Genomic DNA, 19,850 nt, shown 5'->3' with positions numbered 1-19,850 from the left:
TAAGACGTGGGCCAGGTAGTACGCAGCAGCGCAGCAGAGCGGTGGGGCGAGGTCCGGCACCAGCGATGCGCGGGCCACTCGCTGGGTAAGCCGGACCAGGTCCGCGTAGTCGAGCCAGAGGCCGTTGCAGTCTTCCCACAAATCGGGCTCAAACGAGTGGAAAGCCTGCGCAAACGCTGCCACGGGCAAGGTGGGGGAAATGGTCGTGGAGCTGCTGCGACGCCCAGCGCACGGCCGGCGCGTGCTGGCGGGGGTGGCCCGGCGGCAGGGGACGGTGCGGCTTGCATAGCACGTGGAGGTTACTGCGCGCGTTGGTGCCCCCGAGGGCCCGGGCCAGCCTATGGTCCACCGTCAGCTTGTCCATCGTGTGGCAATACGCGCAGCGCTGGCCCTGCTGCACAATAAGCTGGCGCCGCTCATGGCTCGGAATGGTGTGGCGGGTGTTTACGATCACTCCGGGTTCGCCGTGTAATCAGTTTTGGGCTGCCGGCAGTTGAGGCATGTAGCGGTACATAGCGTATGCCTGGGTGTATGCATGCCCACTCCCGTAACTCTGGCTGACCCTGCTGCCGGGGGGCGTCACGTCGGGACTTGCCGTGGCGGGTCAGCCAAACCACTACGGCGCGGCGAGATGGTTTGGCTCGCCCTGTGCTGCCCCTAGCTGCTATCTTTTGCCCGGTTCCATATCGGCGTACTGCCGGTTGGCATCGAAGAAGCGCTGGAGGGCCTGGTTCACTACGTCGGTCGTGTGGGCGCCGCCGGGCTTGTTGGCCTGGTAGTTTGCAAGCCGCTGGTAGTTCTGCTCCGTGATTGACGTGCTGAAGGAACGCTTTTTTGCCTGCTCGGGGGCCGGTTTGGCTGGCGCGGTTTTTTTTGAACTCATGTAAAGGGACTTTATGGGGTGTTCTATGCTGCGGGCTGCACGGACGCGTGTAAAAGTGTGTCCATCCGGGACCGGCAGGCCTTGTATTGGTCGTGGGTGGGCACCTGCTCGAGGACCGGATTAAGGGCCAGGTAGGGAACATGCTCGCCGCACCGGGCAAGGCAAATCGCCCGCCTAAAAATTGTGGTAGGAGACGGTGAACAACGCCACGGCGTGTCCCCGGTTCCAGCCATCATTGGGTGCTCTGCTTTCTGAGCTGTGCAGCCCGTGCCTGCGCCTGCTGGCGTGCGAAGGCCTTGCTCCACACCATCAGCGTGTTAACAGGGCTTGAATTCTGAGTATCTGACGCCGTCCAGGCCTCCGTCCGGCTGCCTGCCCAGCGGGAGCCATCGTTTGTCGGAGTACCAGGGCCGTACAGGTATTCGGCCTGCTGCTGCAAGGCTTGGCTCATTTCGCCTCTGCCACTGGCCAGAAAGGAGACGAATTTGCCTCCTGAGAACGTGTAGCGGGTGTAAAAGTCGTTGGAATGCTCTTTGGTACACTTGCCGAACCAACCAGTCTCTCCCTGCTGGACATAGTAGTAGGACTGGGCCCCAAATTCCTTCCCGCTTATCGGCACGAGGCCGGGGAAGGAGCTTAGGGGCTCGCCGAAGTGGTGACCAGGGATGCCGTTGAGCGAGTCCACCCGAGTGGCCCAGGTAGTTGTCGTTGCTTCGGCTGGTGCTGATTGATCCCTGCCCGCCTTTTGGGCTGGGGAGCCGGAATCGGTACAACTGCCCAGCAATACCCCGATGAAGATAAACACGATGAGCTGAGGGGAGACAGTAGCCATTAAGAACTGATTATGCGTCAGAACACCACTTCAACTTTCCCCGAAAACGCCCTTTCCAAGCTACTCGCTAAGGTGGTGCGTAACATCAGCTAAGAAGAAAGCAGCTATTAAAATGAGACGGTAGGAGCAGCCCGATTAACCGCTGCACCAAATTGTTACTCAAAGCCAGGAATATACCCGGGACAGGGATATTACAGACCAGCCAAAGATAAGCCACACAAAAATAATAATGACAAATATGTCATTGTAACCTGATGGGATGGGCCGGACTTTGGCGATGCATGTTGCCCCCCCTCTCAGATACCCTTCCGCTGGAAATAGTGCACCGGTTGCAGCGCCTGCGCCGGGCTCGGGGGCACACGTTGCAAGAGGTGTATGATGCCACGGGCATTCATGTCGCTCGACTGGAAGCCAGCAAGGCCAATATGCGGGTAGCGACGCTCGCGGTGCTGTGCCAGTACTACGAAATTTCCCTGGCTGAATTTTTTCAGGGCCTGTAGAAATCAGGACGGGGTCGAGTTGAGGTGGTCTAGCTAGCAAAGCGACTAGAAAGCAGAACGCTGGCGGTTGAAGACAGCGGCCGGAGCTTGCCCTTACAAGCGGTTTTTAACAGGGTTGCAACGGCCACTTATTCTTTGAAGAAAGGACAGTTGCAGGGCAATCACCGGATCTGAAAGTTGCTCCGCTTGTTGGTGCCCTCGTAGACGCGGGGGATGATGTGGTCGAGGGTGATGGCCTCCGTAGCTCCGCAACGCACGCACACTTGCGGCAGCGTAGGGTGTTGTTAAAAAAATAGGGTAAAACCTCCGACCTAGGAGTACAGAAGCCCACTTTGCAAGTGTAAAGTGCTGTAAATCAAATAAAAGCCGATATAACCGCGTGAGTGATAGTGCAAACGTTCATTTTCGACATCATCTTCGATTGCGTTAAGCAACATGTAAGGCTATTTGTCTTCCGATACCCTTACGTCGCGTTCACACCTTATCACGAGCATCCCAGCCAGTTGACCACGGACTCGGAAATTTTATCTATTTGTTTAACAATACCCAATAATCGCTAACCGAATCTAAAAATGCGGGTTAGCTTTGGGTACTCCCGTTTCAGTGAGTAGAAGTCAGGGTGTACCAGCACCCGCTTCAGGCCCCCCGGTTGTTCCACCAGCCGGGGGGGGCTTTATACGGTTGATTACATACATCACCCGCCTGCCTCTGAACCATCGCACCTCGGGCAACTCACGCCATGACAAAGTCAACCAAAAAGCGTCTTCGGGTCGTTGGTATGGAAAGGAAACAGGCTGCTGACGCGGGTTCGCCGGCTGGTTCATCTCCTCCTTTTCAGCACCCGATATTCGCCTCAGAAGCCGAGTATGACCAATCGGTTGAAAGCGTCGTGGCGCGCATCCGAAGCGGGCAGGTGAAGGCCCGCCTCCCCGACAGATAGCGGCTCGGCCCGTCCTCGTGGACCGATTCAACGCTGGGCGTACTCAGCAACTGAGTAGCAGGCGGGCTTCGGCCAAACTATGACTCTTCTTCTCGGGACTGTTGGTGCTTGGGGGATAGCGGCAATGCGTTGCGCGGGCCCGCATTCCGCTGCTTGCTCCGGGCAATGAAACGCGAAATTTCCTGCAACTCCTTCGCCGTTGGCGGCTTGGATTGAATCAGGCCGGCGTCTGCTGGTTCTTCGTCGGGAAGCTGGGTCATCTAAGTAGCCTGTCTTAAAAGGGTTGCTTAACGTAATGCTGCTTCCCGGACATCCTAGAGAATCGACGAGGGAAACCACAGCTGAAACGCACTGCCTGCCCCCTCCACGGAATGGACCTGGATGCTGCCCTGGTGCAGCTGCATGATTTGCTTGGCCAGACTCAGCCCAATCCCGGAGCCGTTAGAGCGAGTAGTGAAAAAGGGAATGAAGATGCTGTCCAGCACGTCAGCAGGAATACCACTCCCGTTGTCCTTCACCTCCACCACCACCCGCTGCTCTTCATCAGGCCAGGCCAGCAGGCTAATGCGTGGGTGGGGAGTTTGCGCAACCGCCTGCGCCGCATTGAGCACCAGATTGATGAGCACCTGTTCCAGCAGGTGGCCGTCGGCGTGCAGGGTGAGGTGGGTAGGCCGGACGCTGAGGGTGAGCTCAATGCCTTGCGCATCCAGCTGCTCCGCCAGTAGTTGCCGGGTGGCCTGCAGCAATTCCTGCACGTAAAGGGTCGTGCGCTGAGGCGAGGCCAGGGTGCTAAAGTCCCGGTAGACCTGGGCAAAGCGCAGCAGTCCTTCGCTGCGTTGCTGGATGATGCGAATGCCCGTGCCTACATCGTCCAGCAATTCGGTGGAAACTTCCAGTTGCCGGGCGCGCTGCACGTGGCGGCCCAACGAATCGGCCAGCGATGCAATGGGGGCGACCGAGTTCATGATTTCGTGCGTCATGACCCGGAGCAGTTGCTGCCAGGCGGCCGTTTCGGTGTCGGCCAGGGCCTGGCTCACGTTCTTAAAGGCCAGGAGGGTAAACGCTTTACCCCGCAGCGTAAACCGGGTAGCCGACACGAGCAGCTGCACCGCTTGCGGGCCTACCGTCAGCTTGACTACCACGGGCTGGCCGGGCACCGCTCGGCAGATGGCCTCGTAGAGCACCGGCTGCCGGGATTGTAGCGCTTGGATGTTTTTCAGGTACGGCAGGTGCAGCGTTTGCTTGAACGCCTCGTTCACCCAGCCCACGGTGCCCGCCGCGTCGTAGGACACGATGCCGGTATCGAGCAAGGCCAGAATGGTTTGCAGGTACTGAAACTGCCCTTCCTGCTCGGCCCGCAACGCCCGAAACGTGGCATTGACCTGGTTGAAGGCTTCGTACAGGAGCCGCAGCGACGCCGGGCCGGACTGCGCCGGGTACTGCCGCGAAAAGTCCCGGTACTTGAGAGCCAGGGTAAAGTCGGCCAGGGCTTGTTGGCCGCGTGTCAGGTAGTGGGTTAAGTTCAGCACCAGCACCAGCAGCAGCACCAGGGCCCCCAGGGCCTGCCCGTAGGCGTGGTGCTGCGCGGCGTACCCGCCCCCGGCCAGCGCGGCCACCAGCATTACCAACCGCCCCAGTAGGCGCACGTCCAAGCGGTTAAATAGCATGCTTGTCGAGCCGGCGGTAGAGGGCGGTGCGGGTGAGGCCCAGCTCCCTGGCCGCTTTAGTGAGGTTGCCCTGATGGCGCGCAATGGCCTGCTGAATGGTGTTTTTTTCTACTTCCAGCAACGGCAGCGGCTGCTCCGCCACGGTCGCAGCCGTCGTGGAAGCCGCAGCCGATTCGGGACTCCTAAACGAGAAGTCGGCCGGAAGCAGCACGGGGCCGGCCCCCAGGATGACGGCCCGATCCACGGCGTGCTGCAGTTCCCGCACGTTGCCCGGCCAGGCGTGCTCCTGGAGCTTGCGCAGGGCGGCGGCACTGAATTCCGGCACCGGTTGCCGGTTGCGGGCGGCGTACACCTGCGCGAAGTGCCGGGCCAGTAGAAGCACGTCGTCGGCCCGTTCGCGCAGGGGCGGCAGCGTGATTTCGACCGTGTTGAGGCGGTACATCAAATCCTGGCGAAAGGTGCCGCGGGCGACCAGCGCGTGCAGCGGCGCGTTGGTGGCCGACAGCAGCCGGATATCCACCGGTACGGGTACGTTGCTGCCCACGGGCACCACCTGGCGGTTTTGCAGGGCCGTGAGCAGCTTGGCTTGCTGGGGCAGGCCAATGTTGCCAATCTCATCCAGAAACAAGGTACCCCCGTTGGCCGCCTCAAACCGGCCCATGCGGCTGGCCTGGGCATCCGTGAACGCGCCCTTGGTATGCCCGAACAGCTCGCTTTCAAACAACCCTTCGCTGAGCGCGGCCACGTCGGCGGCCACGAAGGGCCGGGCGGCGCGGCGCGACTGCTCGTGCAGGGATTTGGCGGCCAGCTCCTTGCCGGTGCCGTTCTCACCGAGTAGCAGCACGTTGGCTTCGGTCGGGGCAACTTTTTCAATAATAGCGCGCACTTCCTGCATGGCGGCTGACTCGCCCAGTAGCGTAGTAGCGGCCGGATCGGCTGGTTTTTTCGGGCTGCTCCCGCTTTTGCTGCCGGTTTTAGGTTGGAGGGCGGCGGCCAGCGTTTGCAGCAACTGGTCGTTGTGCCAGGGCTTGAGCAGGAAGTCGGTGGCCCCGGCCTTGAGGGCGCGCACCGCCGTGCGCACGTCGCCGTAGGCTGTGAGCAGGAGTACGGCCGTGGTGGGAGCGTGCTCGCGGATGCGGTCCAGCCAGTAGAAGCCCTCGTTGCCCGTCGTCTGGCCGCTACGGTAGTTCATGTCGAGTAGCACGGCGTCAAAGGGCTGCTGGCCAAGCAGGGACAGCAGCCGTTCCGGGTTTTTCTCCGTCACCACTTCCCGCACCTCGGTTTTGAGCAGCAGTCGGAGGGCGAACAACACGTCGGGCTCGTCGTCTACCACCAGGATGCGGGCGTGCTTCAGATTCATGAAAAGGGGCTTGGTGAAATGTAAAAGTCGGGACTGGCAGGCGTCTGTGCCAATGCCCGCCACATAAACCGTGCAGGCCCTGGAAAATACTGGTTTTCAATCTGCCAGCCCGTGCTTCGCCCAGCGGCTTGTTCTCCATGTATCAGAACCGAACGGTCAACTGTATCGAAACCGGACGTTTGGCAACAGTGAGTTGGTGGGTTATCGGCTCACACTGTTGATTAACAGCTGCTTTCGCGTAAGGCACCGTTCTTGGCACTCTTGGGCAGTAGCTTATTTCTGTTATTGTCCGCGGCGAGCTGAATGGATGTCCTGATACCCAAGAAGAAATGGTCGTTTGTCACTCGCTGGTGGTGGCTGGTGGCCCTGGTGCTGGCGGCCATGGGATTGGCCGTTATGTACTGGCCCCGGCCGGGCCAGCGGCTGCACGTCGCGGCCAGCCGACTGACCATCAGCCCCGTAATCCGGGGCAACTTTCAGGAATTCACGGCCATCGATGGGGTGGTGCAGCCCCTGCGTACCGTGTACCTGGACGCGGCGGAGGCCGGCACGGTGCAGCAGGTACTAGTAGAAGAAGGCGTGACCCTGACGGCGGGCCAGCCCCTGCTGCGGTTAGCTAACCCCGACCTGCAGTTGGAGATGGTGAACCGCGAAACGGCCGTGTACGAGTTGATGAACAACCTGCGCAACACCCGCAACCAGCTGCTGCAAAACCGCATCCTGCGCCAGAATCAGCTGGCCGAAATTGACTTCCAGCTGGCCGAGGCCCGGCGGGTATTTGACACCAACCAGCTGTTGTATGACCAGCAGGTGATTGCGCGGCAGGACTACCTGCAGAGCCAGAACGCCTACCGCTACCAACGGCGGCGGCGCCAGCTCACCCAGCAGACCCTGCGCCAGGACTCCATCGCCATGCTCCAGCAGCTGGGCACGATGCAGGAATCGGTGCAGCGCATGAGCAGCAACCTGGCCCTGATGCGGCGCAAACTGGACGATTTGCTGCTGCGGGCCCCGGTCGGCGGGCAACTCAGCTCGCTGGCCGCGGAAGTGGGCGAGGCCAAAACCCGGGGCCAGCGCCTGGGGCAGATTGACGCGCTGGAAGGCGTGAAACTACATGCCGTGGTGGACGAGTTTTACATTGCCCGCATCGAAACTGGTCAGGCGGGCGAAGTGGTGGTGGAGGGCCAGGCCTACCCGTTGCGCGTGACCAAAATCTTCGCTCAGGTGGCCAAAGGTCTGCAAATCGACCTAGCTTTTACCGGCGCTTCCCCACCGGGCCTGCGGCGGGGCCAGACGCTGCCCATTCGGTTGGCACTGAGTGCGAAGACCCCGGCGGTGCTGCTGCCCAGGGGTGGCTTCTACCAGCAAACTGTGGGCAACTGGGCCTTCAGGCTGGGACCCGATGGCAGCCGGGCCCAACGGGTGGCTATCCGGCTGGGCCGGCAGAACCCCGATTATTACGAAGTGCTGGCTGGCCTGCAACCCGGCGACCAGGTCGTAACGTCCAGCTACGAAGGCTACGCCGACCAGCAGGAGCTGGTGCTCGACAACCGCCAGCCATAGGTACTTTACTCTCGACTTAGCCCTAAATGACGCGTACGCATGATTAAGACTGAAAACCTGGAGAAGGTGTACCGCACTGACGAAGTGCAAACCAAGGCGCTCCACCACGTCTCGCTGAGCGTGGAGCAGGGGGAGTTTGTGGCCATCATGGGCCCCTCGGGCTGCGGCAAATCGACGCTGCTCAACCTGCTGGGTTTGCTCGATGAGCCCGACGGCGGCAGCCTGCAGCTGCTGGGCACCGAAACCAACCGCTACTCCGAACGGCAGCGGGCCGAGCTGCGCAAGCGCAGCCTGGGCTTCGTATTTCAGAGCTTCAACCTGATTGACGAGCTGACGGTGTTCGAGAACGTGGAGCTGCCGCTGCGCTATCTCGGCGTGGGGGCCGCCGAGCGGCGGCAGCGGGTGGAACAGGTGCTGGAGAAACTGCAGCTGCTGCACCGGCGCAACCACTTTCCGCTGCAGCTCTCGGGCGGGCAGCAGCAGCGCGTGGCCGTGGCCCGCGCCGTGGTCAACGCCCCGCCGCTGCTGCTCTGCGACGAGCCCACCGGCAACCTCGACTCGGCCAGCGGCCACGACGTGCTGGGCCTGCTGACCGAACTCAACGAGGCGGGCACCACCGTGCTCATGGTCACGCACTCCGAGCACGACGCCCGCTACGCCCGGCGCGTCATCCGCCTGCTCGACGGGCAGGTGGTGCTGGAACACAGCCGCCACCAGTTCTAACCGATTCCTTCTCCTTTTGCTCATGCTTCCCTACCCCTTGCTGCTTATTTACCGCAACTTCAAGCGGTTCAAAAGCACGTTCCTTATCAACCTTATTGGCCTCTCCACCGGCCTGGCCGGCGCGCTGCTCATCTACCTCTGGATAAGCGACGAGCGCAGCTTCGACCGCTATCACGCCCTGGACGGCCGGCTCTACCAGGTGCTGGAAAACCGGCGCACGGCCGCCGGCATCGAGACGCAGACCGGCACTATACCGCTGCTGGCCGAGGCCCTGCGGCGGGAAATGCCGGAGATTGAATTCGTGGCCACCACCACGCCGGTCCCGTTCTTCCCCCCGTTCACGCTGGCGGCGGGCGGCCAGCAGCTCACCGCTGTCCCCAAATACGCGGACCCGGCCTTCTTCCAGCTGTTTTCCTACTCCCTGCTGGTAGGCACCCCCGCCACGGTGCTGCGGGACAAACACGCGATAGTCCTCTCCGAAGCCCTGGCCACCAGGCTCTTTGGGTCGCCGCAGAACAGCCTGGGCAAGGCCGTGAAATGGCAACTGGCCGCCGATAGCACGCAGACCAGTCTGGTGGCCGGGGTGTTTGCCGGGGTGCCCCGCAACTCGTCTGAGCAGTTTGACTTCGTGCTGCCGTTTGCTTCGTTCAGGGACCGGATGCAGATGAGCGAGACCATCAAGTGGGACGATGACGGCCCCTTCACCACCTACCTGGCCCTGAAGCAGGGGGCTGACCCCGCGCAATTTCAAGCCAAGCTGGCGGGTTTGTTGAAGACCAAAAGCGCGCAGACCCAGACCCAGGGGCGCACGCTGTTCGTGCGGCCGTTCGCGGCGGGGTACCTGCACGGCACCTACGAAAACGGCGTCGCCACCGGGGGGCGCATCACCTACGTGCGGCTCTTCGCGCTCATTGCCGGGCTCATTCTGGTGATTGCCAGCATCAACTTCATGAACCTGTTCACCGCCAAGGCCTCGCGGCGGGTCAAGGAAGTGGGCATTCGCAAGGCCCTGGGGGCGAGCCGCGCTTCGCTGGTGGGGCAGTATCTGACCGAATCGGTGGTGATGGCCCTGCTGGCGCTGGTCGTGGCCGTGGGGCTGGTGCAACTCGTGCTCCCGCAGTTCAGCGAGCTGACGGGCAAGCCCCTGGCCTTGCACTGGGAGTGGCCGCTGGGGGCCGCCGGCCTGGCCCTGGCGCTGGGTACGGGGCTGCTGGCGGGCAGCTACCCCGCCTTCTACCTGTCGGGTTTCCAGCCGGCGGCCGTGCTAAAGGGTAAGCTACCCACCCGGGCCGGTGAGGTATGGACGCGGCAGGGCCTGGTCGTACTGCAGTTCACGCTCTCGGTGCTATTTATCGTGGCCGTGGTGGTCGTCAACGCGCAGCTGGCCTTTGTGCAGCGCCAGCCGCTGGGCTACGACAAAGCCCACGTGGTGCGCTTTGATACGGGCGGCAAGGCGGCGCGCGAGCAGGCGGCCTTTCTGGCCGAGGTGAAGAAACTGCCCGGCGTCGGGCAGGCGTCCAGCGTGTTGGGTGGCTTCCTGGGCGGGCGCTACGTGGCCGAGAGGAGCTGGCGGGGCAAGCGCCTGCCCGTAGCGACGATGCTCGTGGGCTACGACCTGGTGGAAACGATGGGTATGCGCCTGGTCGCTGGCCGCAGCTTTGCGCCCCAGTACCGCGCCGACAGCGCCGCCATCCTCGTCAACCAGGCCCTGGTAACCGGCCTGGGGATGACCGACCCCGTGGGCCAACAGCTCGACGGCGCCCGCATCGTGGGCGTAGTCGGCGACTTCCACTACGAGTCGCTGCATGAAAAAATCAAACCCCTTGTTCTCCAGCTCGATCCTCAGGTGAACACGGTGCTCGTGAAGCTACAGCCGGGCGCGGAGCAGGCCACGCTAGCGCGGCTCCAGCAGCTGTACGCCGCCTACAACCCGGGCTTTGCGCTCGACTACACGTTTCTGGATACCGACTACCAGGCCCAGTACGCGGCCGAGCGGCGGGTGGCGGTGCTGGCGCGCTACTTCGCCGGGCTGGCCATTCTCATTTCCGCCCTGGGCCTGCTGGGGCTGGCGGCCTTCACGGCCGAGCGGCGGCGTAAGGAAATCGGCATCCGCAAGGCCCTGGGCGCAAGCGAGCTGAGCATTGTGTGGCTGTTGACCAGCAGCCTGACCTGGCTGGTGGTCGGGGCCATCGGGCTGGCGCTGCCCCTGAGCTACCTGCTGATGCAGCGCTGGCTGGAGGGTTTTGCCTACCGCGTGGCGTGGCAGTGGTGGTACTTCGCGGCCGTCGGGATGGGGGCCCTACTCATTGCCTGGCTGACAGTAAGCGTGCAGGCCTGGCGGGCCGCCCGCCGCAACCCCGTGCTGAGCCTACGAGCAGAGTGAGCGGCAACTAGATTGTAAACGGTAATTTCAGTAGGCTGGGCAGCTCTTATAGCTTTTTATAGATGACCGTTTATGAAACATAAAAGGCTCTGAAATAGAATATTTTTGGTCTTGATTGAAAGTTTGGTCCAAAAGTCAAACAGTCGACTTGCTGGCCGTTGGTTTGTTGCGGGCTGGGATGACGACCTTGCGGTGGCTATCATTTTTTCCGCTGATGAATGCTACAACTCCACAATTTTAGTAAGTCCTATCGGGGACGGGCGGTGTTGCGCATCGATTCCTTTGCCTTCTCACCCGGTACCTCCTGGATTCAGGGGGCCAATGGTTCGGGAAAGAGCACCCTGCTCAGAGCGATTGCCGGCGTAACTCCTTTTGAGGGAGATATCCTGCTGGCGGGACAGTTGAGCGTTAAGAAGCAGGCGGTGGCCTACCGCCGCCTCGTCAACTTTGCCGAAGCCGAGCCCTTGTTTCCCGAGTTTCTGACCGGCCGCGAACTGATTCACTTGTTCCGGGCGGCCAAGAACGGCCCACCCCACCAAGAGGACTTCTATTTGGAAGGCCTGCACATGACCTCCTACGTGCACGAACCAGTCGGCACCTATTCGAGTGGGATGCTCAAGAAGCTGTCCCTGGTGCTGGCTTTTCTCGGCCAGCCAACCTGCATCGTGCTCGACGAGCCGCTGACCACCCTGGACGCGGCGGCCATTCCGGTGCTGTGTTCGTGGATGGTCCGCCAGCAAGCCCAGCAGGGCACGAGTTTCCTGCTGTCCTCCCATCAGGCCTTTGCGGCGGGTTCGCTGCCTGCCATGCAACAATTGCTCATCGAACACGCCACCTTGCACTACCCTGAATGAAAAACCCCCTGACTCGCGTCTTACTCAAAGTCGTGGCCAGAGGCTTTTACCAAGAGCATACGGGCTGGCTGATTTCCCTGTTCCTGGTGGTGTTCGTTAACTTCTTCTGGACCCGGGTGCCCAGCCAAAACCACCTGACGGAGGCGCAAATTCTCGAGAACGGCTTTCGGCTGGTCCTCCTGTCGGTAAGCGAGCCCATCGGTGTGGCCGCGCTACTCGGCGTCTGCTTTGTCTACAGCCTTAAGAGTTGGAACTACGTGGCCGGCCGGTTGAAAAGCGTAGACGTGCAGTTCCTGGCCTACAGCAGCAATGCCTTGCCGTGGCGACAGCAGGTAACGTCGTGGTCAGTGGTGCAAGGAGTTATCTTGTTGCCGGTGGTGGTGCTGTGCCTCTACGCCATGGTCATCGGCGTTATTTTTCACCACTGGCTAGTTCCCCTGCTCCTGCCCGTCTACCTGTTGCTGCTCACGGTAACCGGCGCTGCTTACTACACGCGACTGCTCAACGACACGGTGGTCAAGCCGGACAAGCGGGCGGGACTCACCTGGGCGCGCAACTGGCCTAAACCAGTATTTAGCCTGTTTTTGTACGAAATCATCGCTACAAAGCGCGTCACCTATTTCCTTACTAAGGGAGCCTCAGCGGCGAGTATTGCGTTGCTGCTCCTGGCCTTCTCGGACTCGCGCACCGATGTTCGGTTAGCGGGCATGATAGCACTCTGCTGCGCGGTCGGGCACTTCATCCTAATTTTCCAAGCCAGTGAGTTCGAGTTGTTCTATCTGCCCTTCGCGCGCAACCTGCCATACGGACGGGGACAGGCGTACGGCCAGCAAGTACTGCTGTATGGTGTCCTGTTACTGCCCGAACTGGTGTGGCTGCTGGCGGCGGGCGGCTTTCGCACCGGCCTAACGGCTGCCGGTTTGCTGCTGAGCGTCACCTTGCTCCTGCGCACCTTACTCTACTGGACGGGCCAACACATGACTTCCTACTTGCGCATCGTGGTTGGGCTGTTTCTTTTCTTGCTCTTGGCTAACTTATTTGCGCTGACTGGTCTACTGGCCCTTGGCAGTGCCCTGGCTGCCGGGCTACTGCTATACAGATACCGGTGAATGTCAGCAGCACCCTAAAAAAGAGCGTACCGCATTTGCAATTGGGCTCCTTCAACTGAATTGCCACGTTTAGCTTGGGACCGTTATCCTAAACCTTATTCTGGCTGCTCATTGATATCGCGAGGCTTCACCTGTATGCCTTTTTCATACAAGGCGTACTGCTCGTCGGCCCCGTCCAGCAAGACTAAAGCGTAGCCCCGGAAGTGCTGACTCAGCTCCAGTGCTACCAGTTCGACAATGGACAAGAAGTGCCGGTAGAACAGGGAGTAAAAATTACAATCCATCATCACCATCGTCGGCAAATTGAGCTGGTCGACATAGGCGTCGTATTTGCTGCCCACTTCCTCTATGTTGCGCTCGGTCATAAACGCCCGCGTGTAGCGCTGCTCGTCGCTGATGTCCAAGACAGCAATGGTGATGCCCGCAAAGTAGATGTTTTCCGACTGCGATTGAGCCCCCATGAGTTTTTCGCGCAGATATGCTGCGACTGCCTCTGTCGCATTGCCTGCTAAGAGAATGCTCGCTCCGATCATGGCCTATTGTTGGGGTCCAATGTGAAGGTTCAAATAACGCTCCTTCAATTAAACGGAGCACGTTTAGCTTCGGACTCTTTTCGTGAACGTACTTTGGGCATCTCTCGCACACCATGCAGTACATTGCTTTAGCCTTCGACACGCCCGAACCCCAACTCACGGACCTGACGCAAGAGGTGCTGACCCTGGCGCAAGCAGCCGGCTACCGCCCCCGCGCCGATTGGCTGGAAATGGCGGGGGACGGGTTGCCCGCCTTCGTCCAGAGTCGCCGCATTACCCGCGTGGTATTTTTAAACTGCCCCTCCCGCCCGTCTTTGAAAGTTTCGTCCGACGGGATTACGGAGGACGTGGCCAAAAGCGCTTGGGACGGACGCCCCTCCGCTTTTGAGGGGTTTCTTGCGGCCGTAACGAGTGTCTGCGCCGAGTGGCCGTTTTACGTGGTCATGGGCGAGGAATGGTTCGTGTATCAGTACGTGCGCTACCACGAGGGGCCGTTGGCCAAGCTGGCCACCATACTGCACCTGAACCGCAGCTGGCGCGCCCAACTCTACAACTTCGAAACGGAATCCAACAGCGACGACAGCGAAACCCCGCTCATCTTTCGGGTCATGCCGGGCCCGGGCAATACCACCCAATGGTAAAACTAGAACGCTCCCTACTTTGAACAGCGCTCGTTTACCTGGCCCCCCTATTCTGTCTCGCTCAACGACTGTGTCTTGTCCCAAAATAGGTAGACCATCAACGTATTTTAGGACAAGGTATCCTATTAACCGGGCCCCAATCCCCACGCTAATCAAGCATTGAAGCGGCCCGCTCGCTCCAGAGCGTCAGCGGGGCTGCGGCAGCAACGGACGGAATCGTTCCTGGGTGCGCCGTTACGCGCGGCCCAGCCACTGCATGGCGCGCCCCTCGTCCTCAAACAAGGCCATGTCAAACGGCCGGGCCGGGTCTAGGGCATAGGCTACCTCCTTCTGGTGGCCGGGGTTGGTGGTGTACGCGGCCGTGAGGGCCGGCGAACTCAGTACGGCCACCCGCAGCCGTTGGGGCGCTAACCGCGCCACCGCTTCCGGATAAAACGTGGTGTTCACCCACGGCCCCAGTTCCAGCGCCGCGACTTGGCGGCGGCGCACGTCCAGCAGCCAGGCGCTCAGGCCATGCGCTTTGGCCGAGGCCAGCATCTGTGCGTAATCGGCCTGCACCGCCGCTAACGTCTCTACTACGGGGTGCCAGCGCACCACCAGGATGTTCAGGTCCGTTCGAAAGGAAAGCGTGCGTGAAGGCAGTTCAATAGAAGGCAGCATGCCCCAAAGATAGGTCCGCCCCGGGGCACCTATATCAATTCACTAAGCGCTTTATTTTGAACACAGCGCGTTTACCTTGCCATCCTTTTCTTGAACCGGGTTGCTTGCCGAGAGGCGCCCGCTTTGCGCCGCGCTATTTCACCAATTCAATCCGGTCGATGCCCCGGCTTAACCCCCGCCAGGTCATCGTAGGCTGTCCGGACACGACGTCCAGCGAAAAGTTCTCGTTTATAAAGCCCAGATAAGTGAGATATTGTTCCTCCGGCTCCGTGAGGTGAGAGCCAGCAGGAAAGTTGTATTTCATAACAAAAGTACCTTGGGGTCCCCGGTCGTTAATTAGGCGATCGGGGCTGGCACTGACTTCAAAGCGAACGGGGTAGGTTTTGGTCCGAAAATGCAAGAGGCCGGAAAAGCTGGCATAGCGCGGGTCCGGAATCGAGCGGCCCGAAGGGGCTGGCTGAATGGACAGCGTCGCAAAATCCTGGAAAACGGTGTCGCGTACCAACCCCAGTTCTTTCTGGCCGGTGTTATACGACTGGGCTTTGATGTACAACCCGCGAAGCTGCCAATTGCCAGGCACAGAGGGGCTCAGGGCTTGCACAATCTCCGCGCTTTTTTGGTCGTAATCTACTCTCGGCGTCGGCGCAGGCCCCGCGGTTTTGGCGCATTGGGCGAAGAGCGCGACCGTGGCCAGCAGCGGGAGCGAAAAGGCTTTCATGGGGGGGTGGGGAAGGAATGGACGCGCAATATGCAACAACTTAAACCGTACTGTCCTCTTAATTGGACCCGGTAAGAGCGGTTTAGTAAGAGCCTCGTAATTCTTAACAAAGCGCGTTTAGCTTCGGACCATTAAAGTGTACTACTCTTGTACCATGCTGTCGCCCTATTCTACAAAAGCGTTGTCCATCTTGTTAGAGTTGCTGCCGGACTTAGCGCCTTTGGTCAGGATGGAGCAGGACCACTTTGAGCTGACGCAGGTCGGGCCCGCCGGGTGGGAATTGATGGTGTCCTCCGCCGAGGAGGAAGTCACGGTGTACTTTGCCGACCATCACCGGCACTTTGGCTGGCACGAGGGCGACCCCGCTGATGACGCCGCCGACGCGGCCGCTTACATCCGGTCGCTGCGGGCTGGCGAACTCGGGGTGCTGGTGTGGTACGAAGGAACGAAGCTAGTTTCGTCATGGACCATTGACGCCACGGAGAGTCCTGTGCCGTCCACTTGGTTCCAACGCTGGTGGCGCCGCAAGCAAACCTGTGTGATTAAGAAATGGGCAGAGTAGCCTAGAAAGGCTTGTTTACCTTCGGACCGTTTTCCTGAACGGAAGTACGAGAAAAGGCATCCAACTTTGCCGTTTATGAACTGGACTAGAAAACGCATTCGGGGCTTACGTCGGCACTTCCGCCATTTGCAGCAACGCGCCACGAGGGCCAGTAAAATGCGGCTCGTCGATTTAACCTGGCTCGCTCGCTTTCAACAGACTTTTCTGACGGTCACGGCCGGCCCTTGGGCCTCTTGCCAAGAAGTGCCGCGTTACCAGGCATTCCGGGCACTTTGGGTCCAGCGTTTGCTGTACACCTTTCCGCACTGGCACGCGCAGTTGAAGCGCCGGTATCCGACCTTTTATTTGGCCATTCAACTCCATGAGCCAACACCCGACCGGTTTTGCCAATCGCGCTTGGCGGCGGCGGTAAATGAGCGCCGACGGCTCTACGAGAATACTTATGGTGTCGCACAGGATAGTCCTTTGCCTGCAGAATACGCGACCATACCAGGGATAGAGGCCCTCGAATGGCAAGCGTATATCAAGTGGAGCAGCTCATACTCGCTCGAGGAATTTGCACAGGCCACTTGGTTGGCAAATACACCCCATAAGGTAGGAAGTACGGACCAAGGTGAGCCCTGCATCTTCGTACAGCTTGGGTTGGTGTGGGTCGGCCAAGCACCTAACCTGTAACGCTCTTTACTTTGAACGAAGCCTGTTTAGCTTCGGACCGTATTCTTAAACTCCTTACTTTCTCCTACGCCAGTGCTCTCCTTGCGCTTTCACCCCTTGTCCGCGCCCGTTACAACGCACTGGGCTCTTTACAACTCCCTCACCCGGATTCCGCTCACGCTCACCATGGGCGAGCAGCCCGCCGTTCCGGACTGGCTCTACTGCCGCAACCACGACGAGGGACACAGCCTGCTGGAATTTTACTTTGACCACCCCACGCTGGTTCTGCAGGAGTTCGTCATCGTCACGCTGGCAGGTCCCCTAAACCAAGCCGTTTCGCATCCCTTGGTCTACGACCCGCACGCCTACTATCGGTGCCAGTTGGCCGAGCCGGACAGCCCGCTTACAACCCTTCCGTTGCGCCTCCACACCACGGTCGACCATGCGATTCTCTACTATCCCGAAGCCACTCAACCGCTGACTTATTACCAAGTGGGCCGCAATTTCTCGCTAGGGGTCACTTCCCGCGGGCACCTGGCGGCGATTGCTCTCACCGAATTAACCCTTGAGGCGCAACAAGCAATCTTGGGAGATGTGAACAAGGAGGTTTGACCATTGCCTGCATCCTCCTTTGCCTAAACGCAGTAAGTTTAGCTTCCGACCTAAAAAGCAACCTACCTTAGCCCACTATCCATTTTCACTGGACCACCCCAGTATTTCGTGAAACTACTATGAAATATTATTGGGTTCACTGTAAGTCAATAAAAAAATCATCAATTTTCCTTTCAAAGAGTTATACACGATTTATACATGATGGTCAGGATAAATACCAAGCTTTTTCTTTCTTGTATTTTTTGTAAAAGGGAAAAGCATGTCCTGAAATTGCTTCTCATTCAATTTATAAACTTTACCCTTCCACTTCATTTTTTTTCCAAAATCGATTAATAGACGTTCCGAATGATCATTGTAATAGATTAAGTACATGACACTAATATGTTTATAGTTAATATCTTTTTCTGTACTGTTAACATTTTTCTTATCGTTTATTGTTTTGTCTACAATTCTAAAAAATCTTTTTATATTAACAGTGCTACTAACATTATTAGATGATTTTATGTTTAATGAATCAATCATACCCCTAGATATAGTATTCATTCGTTTAGCAAAAACTTCAATTTGGTATGGGTAACTATCGTTATTCTTTCCTACGCTAATACGGGGCGCGCAGCTATTCGACAAAAAGGCTGACACAAGTAAAATCAGTACTAATTTCATAATTATTTTCAAAGAAATAGGGCACTACAGCCCAGATGACTCGATTCATGATATCAAAATAATGCTCCTTACCTCAATCGGGCTTAAGTTTAGAGTACTACCGTTTCAATAAACACCTACTTCCTCACAGTTACATGGGAATTTGGATTGCCAGTGTTCACGCCATTCCTAGAAACGGAAACCCCGATTTCGCAGGAGCGAAGGGCGTCGTGGTCAATGTTCTGGCCCAAGCTGATTCGGCCGCGTCCTATCGGCAGCAGGTGGAGCAAGCTGTTAGCGAGTACGGACTCGACGTGGTGGAAATTGAGGATATTGAAGAATTTGCCTTTGCCAGGCCAACTACCGCAGACTTCGAACGGCTGTCTGCCCTAGCCAGCACAGTGGAAGAAGAAGGCGGGGTGGAGTTCGACGTGTTTTACACCTATGACGACTAGAAGTCCAGCAGAGTGTCCCTCCTTATTTTAAACAACGGACGTTTAGCTTCGGACCGTTTGCGTGAACGGGAGGAAGGTAGTATCATCCCTTCATTAGCTTACTCCTTTGAGAAGCTAAAGCCATACAGGTACTTGCTTTGGGCAGATGCAGTGGGTTCAACCACGAAGGTGAAATCTGTATTCTGTCCCTCCCGGACCAACACCCCAGCCAGCCGGACTAGCTGGTGGGCGCCGTCGTCCAAATTGCGCTGCATCGTTTCAAAGCCCTGCAAACTGAACGCCTTCACTGGACCGTATTGGCGGCTGACAGCGACCAATGTCGGTTTGGTCTTTTGCCACTCCTGCTGGGAGGCAGCGAGCGGGTTACCGCGTGTCAAAAAGCGGTCATACTCCCCGGCGCGCAGGTCGTCCACGGCCGGGGCAACTAACGACATGGCTTGTTCTACCCGCGCTAAGTCTTGAGTAGCAAACTCGTAGGTCTTGCCGCCGCCCGCGGCTTCAATCTTGATGCGAATGAAGGCATAGGATTTCTTCTCGGCCGGCGAGAGTGCATGAAAAAACAAGTACGCGCAGTTGGACGCGGGTAAATCAAAGGTGGCAAAGTGTTGCCGGAGCTTGTCGGCAGCACCACTTAGCTTGAGTTCGTAAAATTTGCCTTGCACTTCGTCTTCGGTTGAGGACGACACCCCCTTGGCATACACCACTTGCCCGCCGTAGAAAGCCAACACGTCGTCCACGCCTCGGGATTCGGTTGCGGAAGTGCACCCCACAAAGGAGCAAGTCAAGACAAAAAGCAACAGAGTAAAAACACCTCTCATATAAGCAGTGGAAGGTAAAAGTGCCGATTTTAGCACGGCCGTAAAAGTAGCCCTGCATCGCATCTCTTCCGTTAACTAGGCTCCTTATTTTGAATGGGCTTAAGTTTAGCTTCGGACCGTTTGGCTGAACGCCAGCTGTATCTAGCGGTGTCACCTGTACTGACGGCACGCGCCCGGAAACGCCACCAGTTTGCACGGCCGTCGGAAATCCGTTATCCGTTGCTAAACTCGCCGATGTGCCACAGGATGCCGGAGGGGTCGTGGACGAACCCTTCCTTGCCCCAGGCTTCCTGCCGGATGGGCACGAGGCGGACCCCCTCGAACCGACCGGGCAAGTCCAGGGCCGCCAGTTCGGCCCAGTACTGCGCCACATCCGCGACTTCCAGAAACAGCATGGTGTTGTCCACCCAGTCCGGCACGTAGGCATCCTGTAGGTAAAAGCTCGCGCCTTGCCGGGAGAAAAGCGACATCGTGGGGGAGAGAACCGTTTCGGTGAACCCGAAGGCGCGGTAGAAACGGCGCGACACGGCGAAGTCCCGGGCGCCGATAAAGGGACGGATGGAAAGAGCGTGCGAAGGCATGGAATTTGAAAGGAAACAAAGACGCTGGCGGCAGTTGATCCGCGTAAAGGGGCAAGATGGGACTTGTTTTCGGAGTAGGCACTCGGCAGGGGCGAGCCATACCCTTTTTGCCATGTAGGCCCACACAGCCCGGTTGAGGAACCCTCACGCGCTTTTGCTG

At 58.8% G+C, this 19,850-nt stretch carries 23 protein-coding genes; 10 read left to right on the top strand and 13 right to left on the bottom strand.

Translation table 11 applies throughout. The features are described from left to right. From HW556_RS18540 to HW556_RS14990, 4 genes are all read right to left on the bottom strand, one after another. The coding region (locus HW556_RS18540) for a hypothetical protein (RefSeq protein ID WP_218136941.1) at positions 1-183 on the bottom strand (183 nt) is incomplete at its 3' end. Next, positions 149-400: an HNH endonuclease gene (locus HW556_RS19040; RefSeq protein WP_394354139.1), complete on the bottom strand. Its 252-nt coding sequence runs from the start codon at positions 398-400 to the stop codon at positions 149-151. The genes HW556_RS18540 and HW556_RS19040, both read right to left, overlap by 35 nt. 264 nt (positions 401-664) lie before the next feature. After that, on the bottom strand, positions 665-883 hold the full coding sequence (locus HW556_RS14995; RefSeq protein WP_176900932.1) for a hypothetical protein: 219 nt from the start codon (positions 881-883) through the stop codon (positions 665-667). A gap of 232 nt (positions 884-1,115) precedes the next feature. Next, positions 1,116-1,715 carry a hypothetical protein gene (locus HW556_RS14990; RefSeq protein WP_176900931.1) on the bottom strand — a complete coding sequence of 200 codons (600 nt, stop codon included), beginning with the start codon at positions 1,713-1,715 and terminating at the stop codon, positions 1,116-1,118. Between the two features lie 281 nt (positions 1,716-1,996). Between HW556_RS14990 and HW556_RS14985 the strand changes: the two genes are divergently transcribed. After that, the gene (locus HW556_RS14985; RefSeq protein WP_176900930.1) at positions 1,997-2,215 is read left to right on the top strand and encodes a helix-turn-helix domain-containing protein; all 219 of its coding nucleotides are present in this window, start codon (positions 1,997-1,999) and stop codon (positions 2,213-2,215) included. Positions 2,216-2,376: 161 nt separating this feature from the next. On the opposite strand, the gene HW556_RS14980 is transcribed toward HW556_RS14985, so the two are convergent. From HW556_RS14980 to HW556_RS14970, 3 genes are all read right to left on the bottom strand, one after another. After that, positions 2,377-2,472, bottom strand: a complete 96-nt coding sequence (locus HW556_RS14980; RefSeq protein WP_176900929.1) for an HNH endonuclease — start codon at positions 2,470-2,472, stop codon at positions 2,377-2,379. Between the two features lie 997 nt (positions 2,473-3,469). Then, positions 3,470-4,822, bottom strand: a complete 1,353-nt coding sequence (locus tag HW556_RS14975) for a sensor histidine kinase (protein WP_176900928.1) — start codon at positions 4,820-4,822, stop codon at positions 3,470-3,472. Continuing rightward, the gene (locus tag HW556_RS14970) at positions 4,812-6,182 is read right to left on the bottom strand and encodes a sigma-54-dependent transcriptional regulator (protein ID WP_176900927.1); all 1,371 of its coding nucleotides are present in this window, start codon (positions 6,180-6,182) and stop codon (positions 4,812-4,814) included. The genes HW556_RS14975 and HW556_RS14970 overlap by 11 nt, the downstream gene beginning before the upstream one ends. Before the next feature lie 303 nt (positions 6,183-6,485). Here HW556_RS14970 and HW556_RS14965 point away from each other — a divergent pair, with 303 nt between their 5' ends. The 5 genes from HW556_RS14965 to HW556_RS14945 all read left to right on the top strand — a co-directional run bounded on the left by HW556_RS14965 (position 6,486) and on the right by HW556_RS14945 (position 12,814). Continuing rightward, complete coding sequence (locus tag HW556_RS14965) at positions 6,486-7,745, top strand: efflux RND transporter periplasmic adaptor subunit (RefSeq protein WP_176900926.1); 1,260 nt, start codon at positions 6,486-6,488, stop codon at positions 7,743-7,745. A 39-nt stretch (positions 7,746-7,784) separates the two neighbouring features. Beyond that, positions 7,785-8,468, top strand: a complete 684-nt coding sequence (locus HW556_RS14960; protein WP_176900925.1) for an ABC transporter ATP-binding protein — start codon at positions 7,785-7,787, stop codon at positions 8,466-8,468. A 22-nt stretch (positions 8,469-8,490) separates the two neighbouring features. Then, positions 8,491-10,851 carry an FtsX-like permease family protein gene (locus HW556_RS14955; RefSeq protein WP_176900924.1) on the top strand — a complete coding sequence of 787 codons (2,361 nt, stop codon included), beginning with the start codon at positions 8,491-8,493 and terminating at the stop codon, positions 10,849-10,851. 218 nt (positions 10,852-11,069) lie between these two features. Then, the gene (locus HW556_RS14950) at positions 11,070-11,705 is read left to right on the top strand and encodes an ABC transporter ATP-binding protein (protein WP_176900923.1); all 636 of its coding nucleotides are present in this window, start codon (positions 11,070-11,072) and stop codon (positions 11,703-11,705) included. Further along, positions 11,702-12,814, top strand: a complete 1,113-nt coding sequence (locus HW556_RS14945; RefSeq protein ID WP_176900922.1) for a hypothetical protein — start codon at positions 11,702-11,704, stop codon at positions 12,812-12,814. Before HW556_RS14950 ends, HW556_RS14945 begins: the two co-directional genes overlap by 4 nt. A gap of 95 nt (positions 12,815-12,909) precedes the next feature. Here HW556_RS14945 and HW556_RS14940 read toward each other — a convergent pair whose 3' ends face one another. Next, positions 12,910-13,347, bottom strand: a complete 438-nt coding sequence (locus tag HW556_RS14940) for a hypothetical protein (protein WP_176900921.1) — start codon at positions 13,345-13,347, stop codon at positions 12,910-12,912. Between the two features lie 113 nt (positions 13,348-13,460). Between HW556_RS14940 and HW556_RS14935 the strand changes: the two genes are divergently transcribed. Continuing rightward, entirely contained in the window at positions 13,461-13,988 is a 528-nt protein-coding gene (locus HW556_RS14935; protein WP_176900920.1) for a hypothetical protein, read from the top strand. A gap of 234 nt (positions 13,989-14,222) precedes the next feature. On the opposite strand, the gene HW556_RS14930 is transcribed toward HW556_RS14935, so the two are convergent. Together HW556_RS14930 and HW556_RS14925 are read right to left on the bottom strand one after the other, a co-directional pair. Then, the gene (locus HW556_RS14930) at positions 14,223-14,648 is read right to left on the bottom strand and encodes a hypothetical protein (RefSeq protein ID WP_176900919.1); all 426 of its coding nucleotides are present in this window, start codon (positions 14,646-14,648) and stop codon (positions 14,223-14,225) included. A gap of 133 nt (positions 14,649-14,781) precedes the next feature. Beyond that, the gene (locus HW556_RS14925) at positions 14,782-15,366 is read right to left on the bottom strand and encodes a hypothetical protein (RefSeq protein ID WP_176900918.1); all 585 of its coding nucleotides are present in this window, start codon (positions 15,364-15,366) and stop codon (positions 14,782-14,784) included. A gap of 154 nt (positions 15,367-15,520) precedes the next feature. Between HW556_RS14925 and HW556_RS14920 the strand changes: the two genes are divergently transcribed. Beyond that, positions 15,521-15,928: a hypothetical protein gene (locus HW556_RS14920; RefSeq protein ID WP_176900917.1), complete on the top strand. Its 408-nt coding sequence runs from the start codon at positions 15,521-15,523 to the stop codon at positions 15,926-15,928. 771 nt (positions 15,929-16,699) lie between these two features. After that, complete coding sequence (locus tag HW556_RS14915; protein WP_176900916.1) at positions 16,700-17,194, top strand: hypothetical protein; 495 nt, start codon at positions 16,700-16,702, stop codon at positions 17,192-17,194. 192 nt (positions 17,195-17,386) lie between these two features. Here HW556_RS14915 and HW556_RS14910 read toward each other — a convergent pair whose 3' ends face one another. Next, a complete protein-coding gene (locus tag HW556_RS14910) occupies positions 17,387-17,857 on the bottom strand; it encodes a hypothetical protein (RefSeq protein WP_176900915.1) in 471 nt (156 codons plus the stop codon). A gap of 134 nt (positions 17,858-17,991) precedes the next feature. On the opposite strand from HW556_RS14910, the gene HW556_RS14905 reads away from it, so the two are divergent. Beyond that, entirely contained in the window at positions 17,992-18,291 is a 300-nt protein-coding gene (locus HW556_RS14905; RefSeq protein WP_176900914.1) for a hypothetical protein, read from the top strand. Positions 18,292-18,389: 98 nt separating this feature from the next. Here the strand turns inward: HW556_RS14905 and HW556_RS14900 are convergent, their stop codons facing one another. Both HW556_RS14900 and HW556_RS14895 read right to left on the bottom strand, forming a co-directional pair. Continuing rightward, positions 18,390-19,028, bottom strand: a complete 639-nt coding sequence (locus tag HW556_RS14900) for a hypothetical protein (protein WP_176900913.1) — start codon at positions 19,026-19,028, stop codon at positions 18,390-18,392. 293 nt (positions 19,029-19,321) lie between these two features. Beyond that, positions 19,322-19,690, bottom strand: a complete 369-nt coding sequence (locus HW556_RS14895; RefSeq protein ID WP_176900912.1) for a VOC family protein — start codon at positions 19,688-19,690, stop codon at positions 19,322-19,324. Between the last annotated feature and the right edge of the window lie 160 nt (positions 19,691-19,850).

The sequence above is a fragment of the Hymenobacter terrestris genome (genome assembly GCF_013377905.1).
In the GTDB taxonomy this organism is placed as follows: Bacteria; Bacteroidota; Bacteroidia; order Cytophagales; family Hymenobacteraceae; genus Hymenobacter; species Hymenobacter terrestris.
The sequence above is the reverse complement of the archived record's forward strand: the minus strand, read 5'-3'. Positions and strand labels throughout refer to the sequence as shown.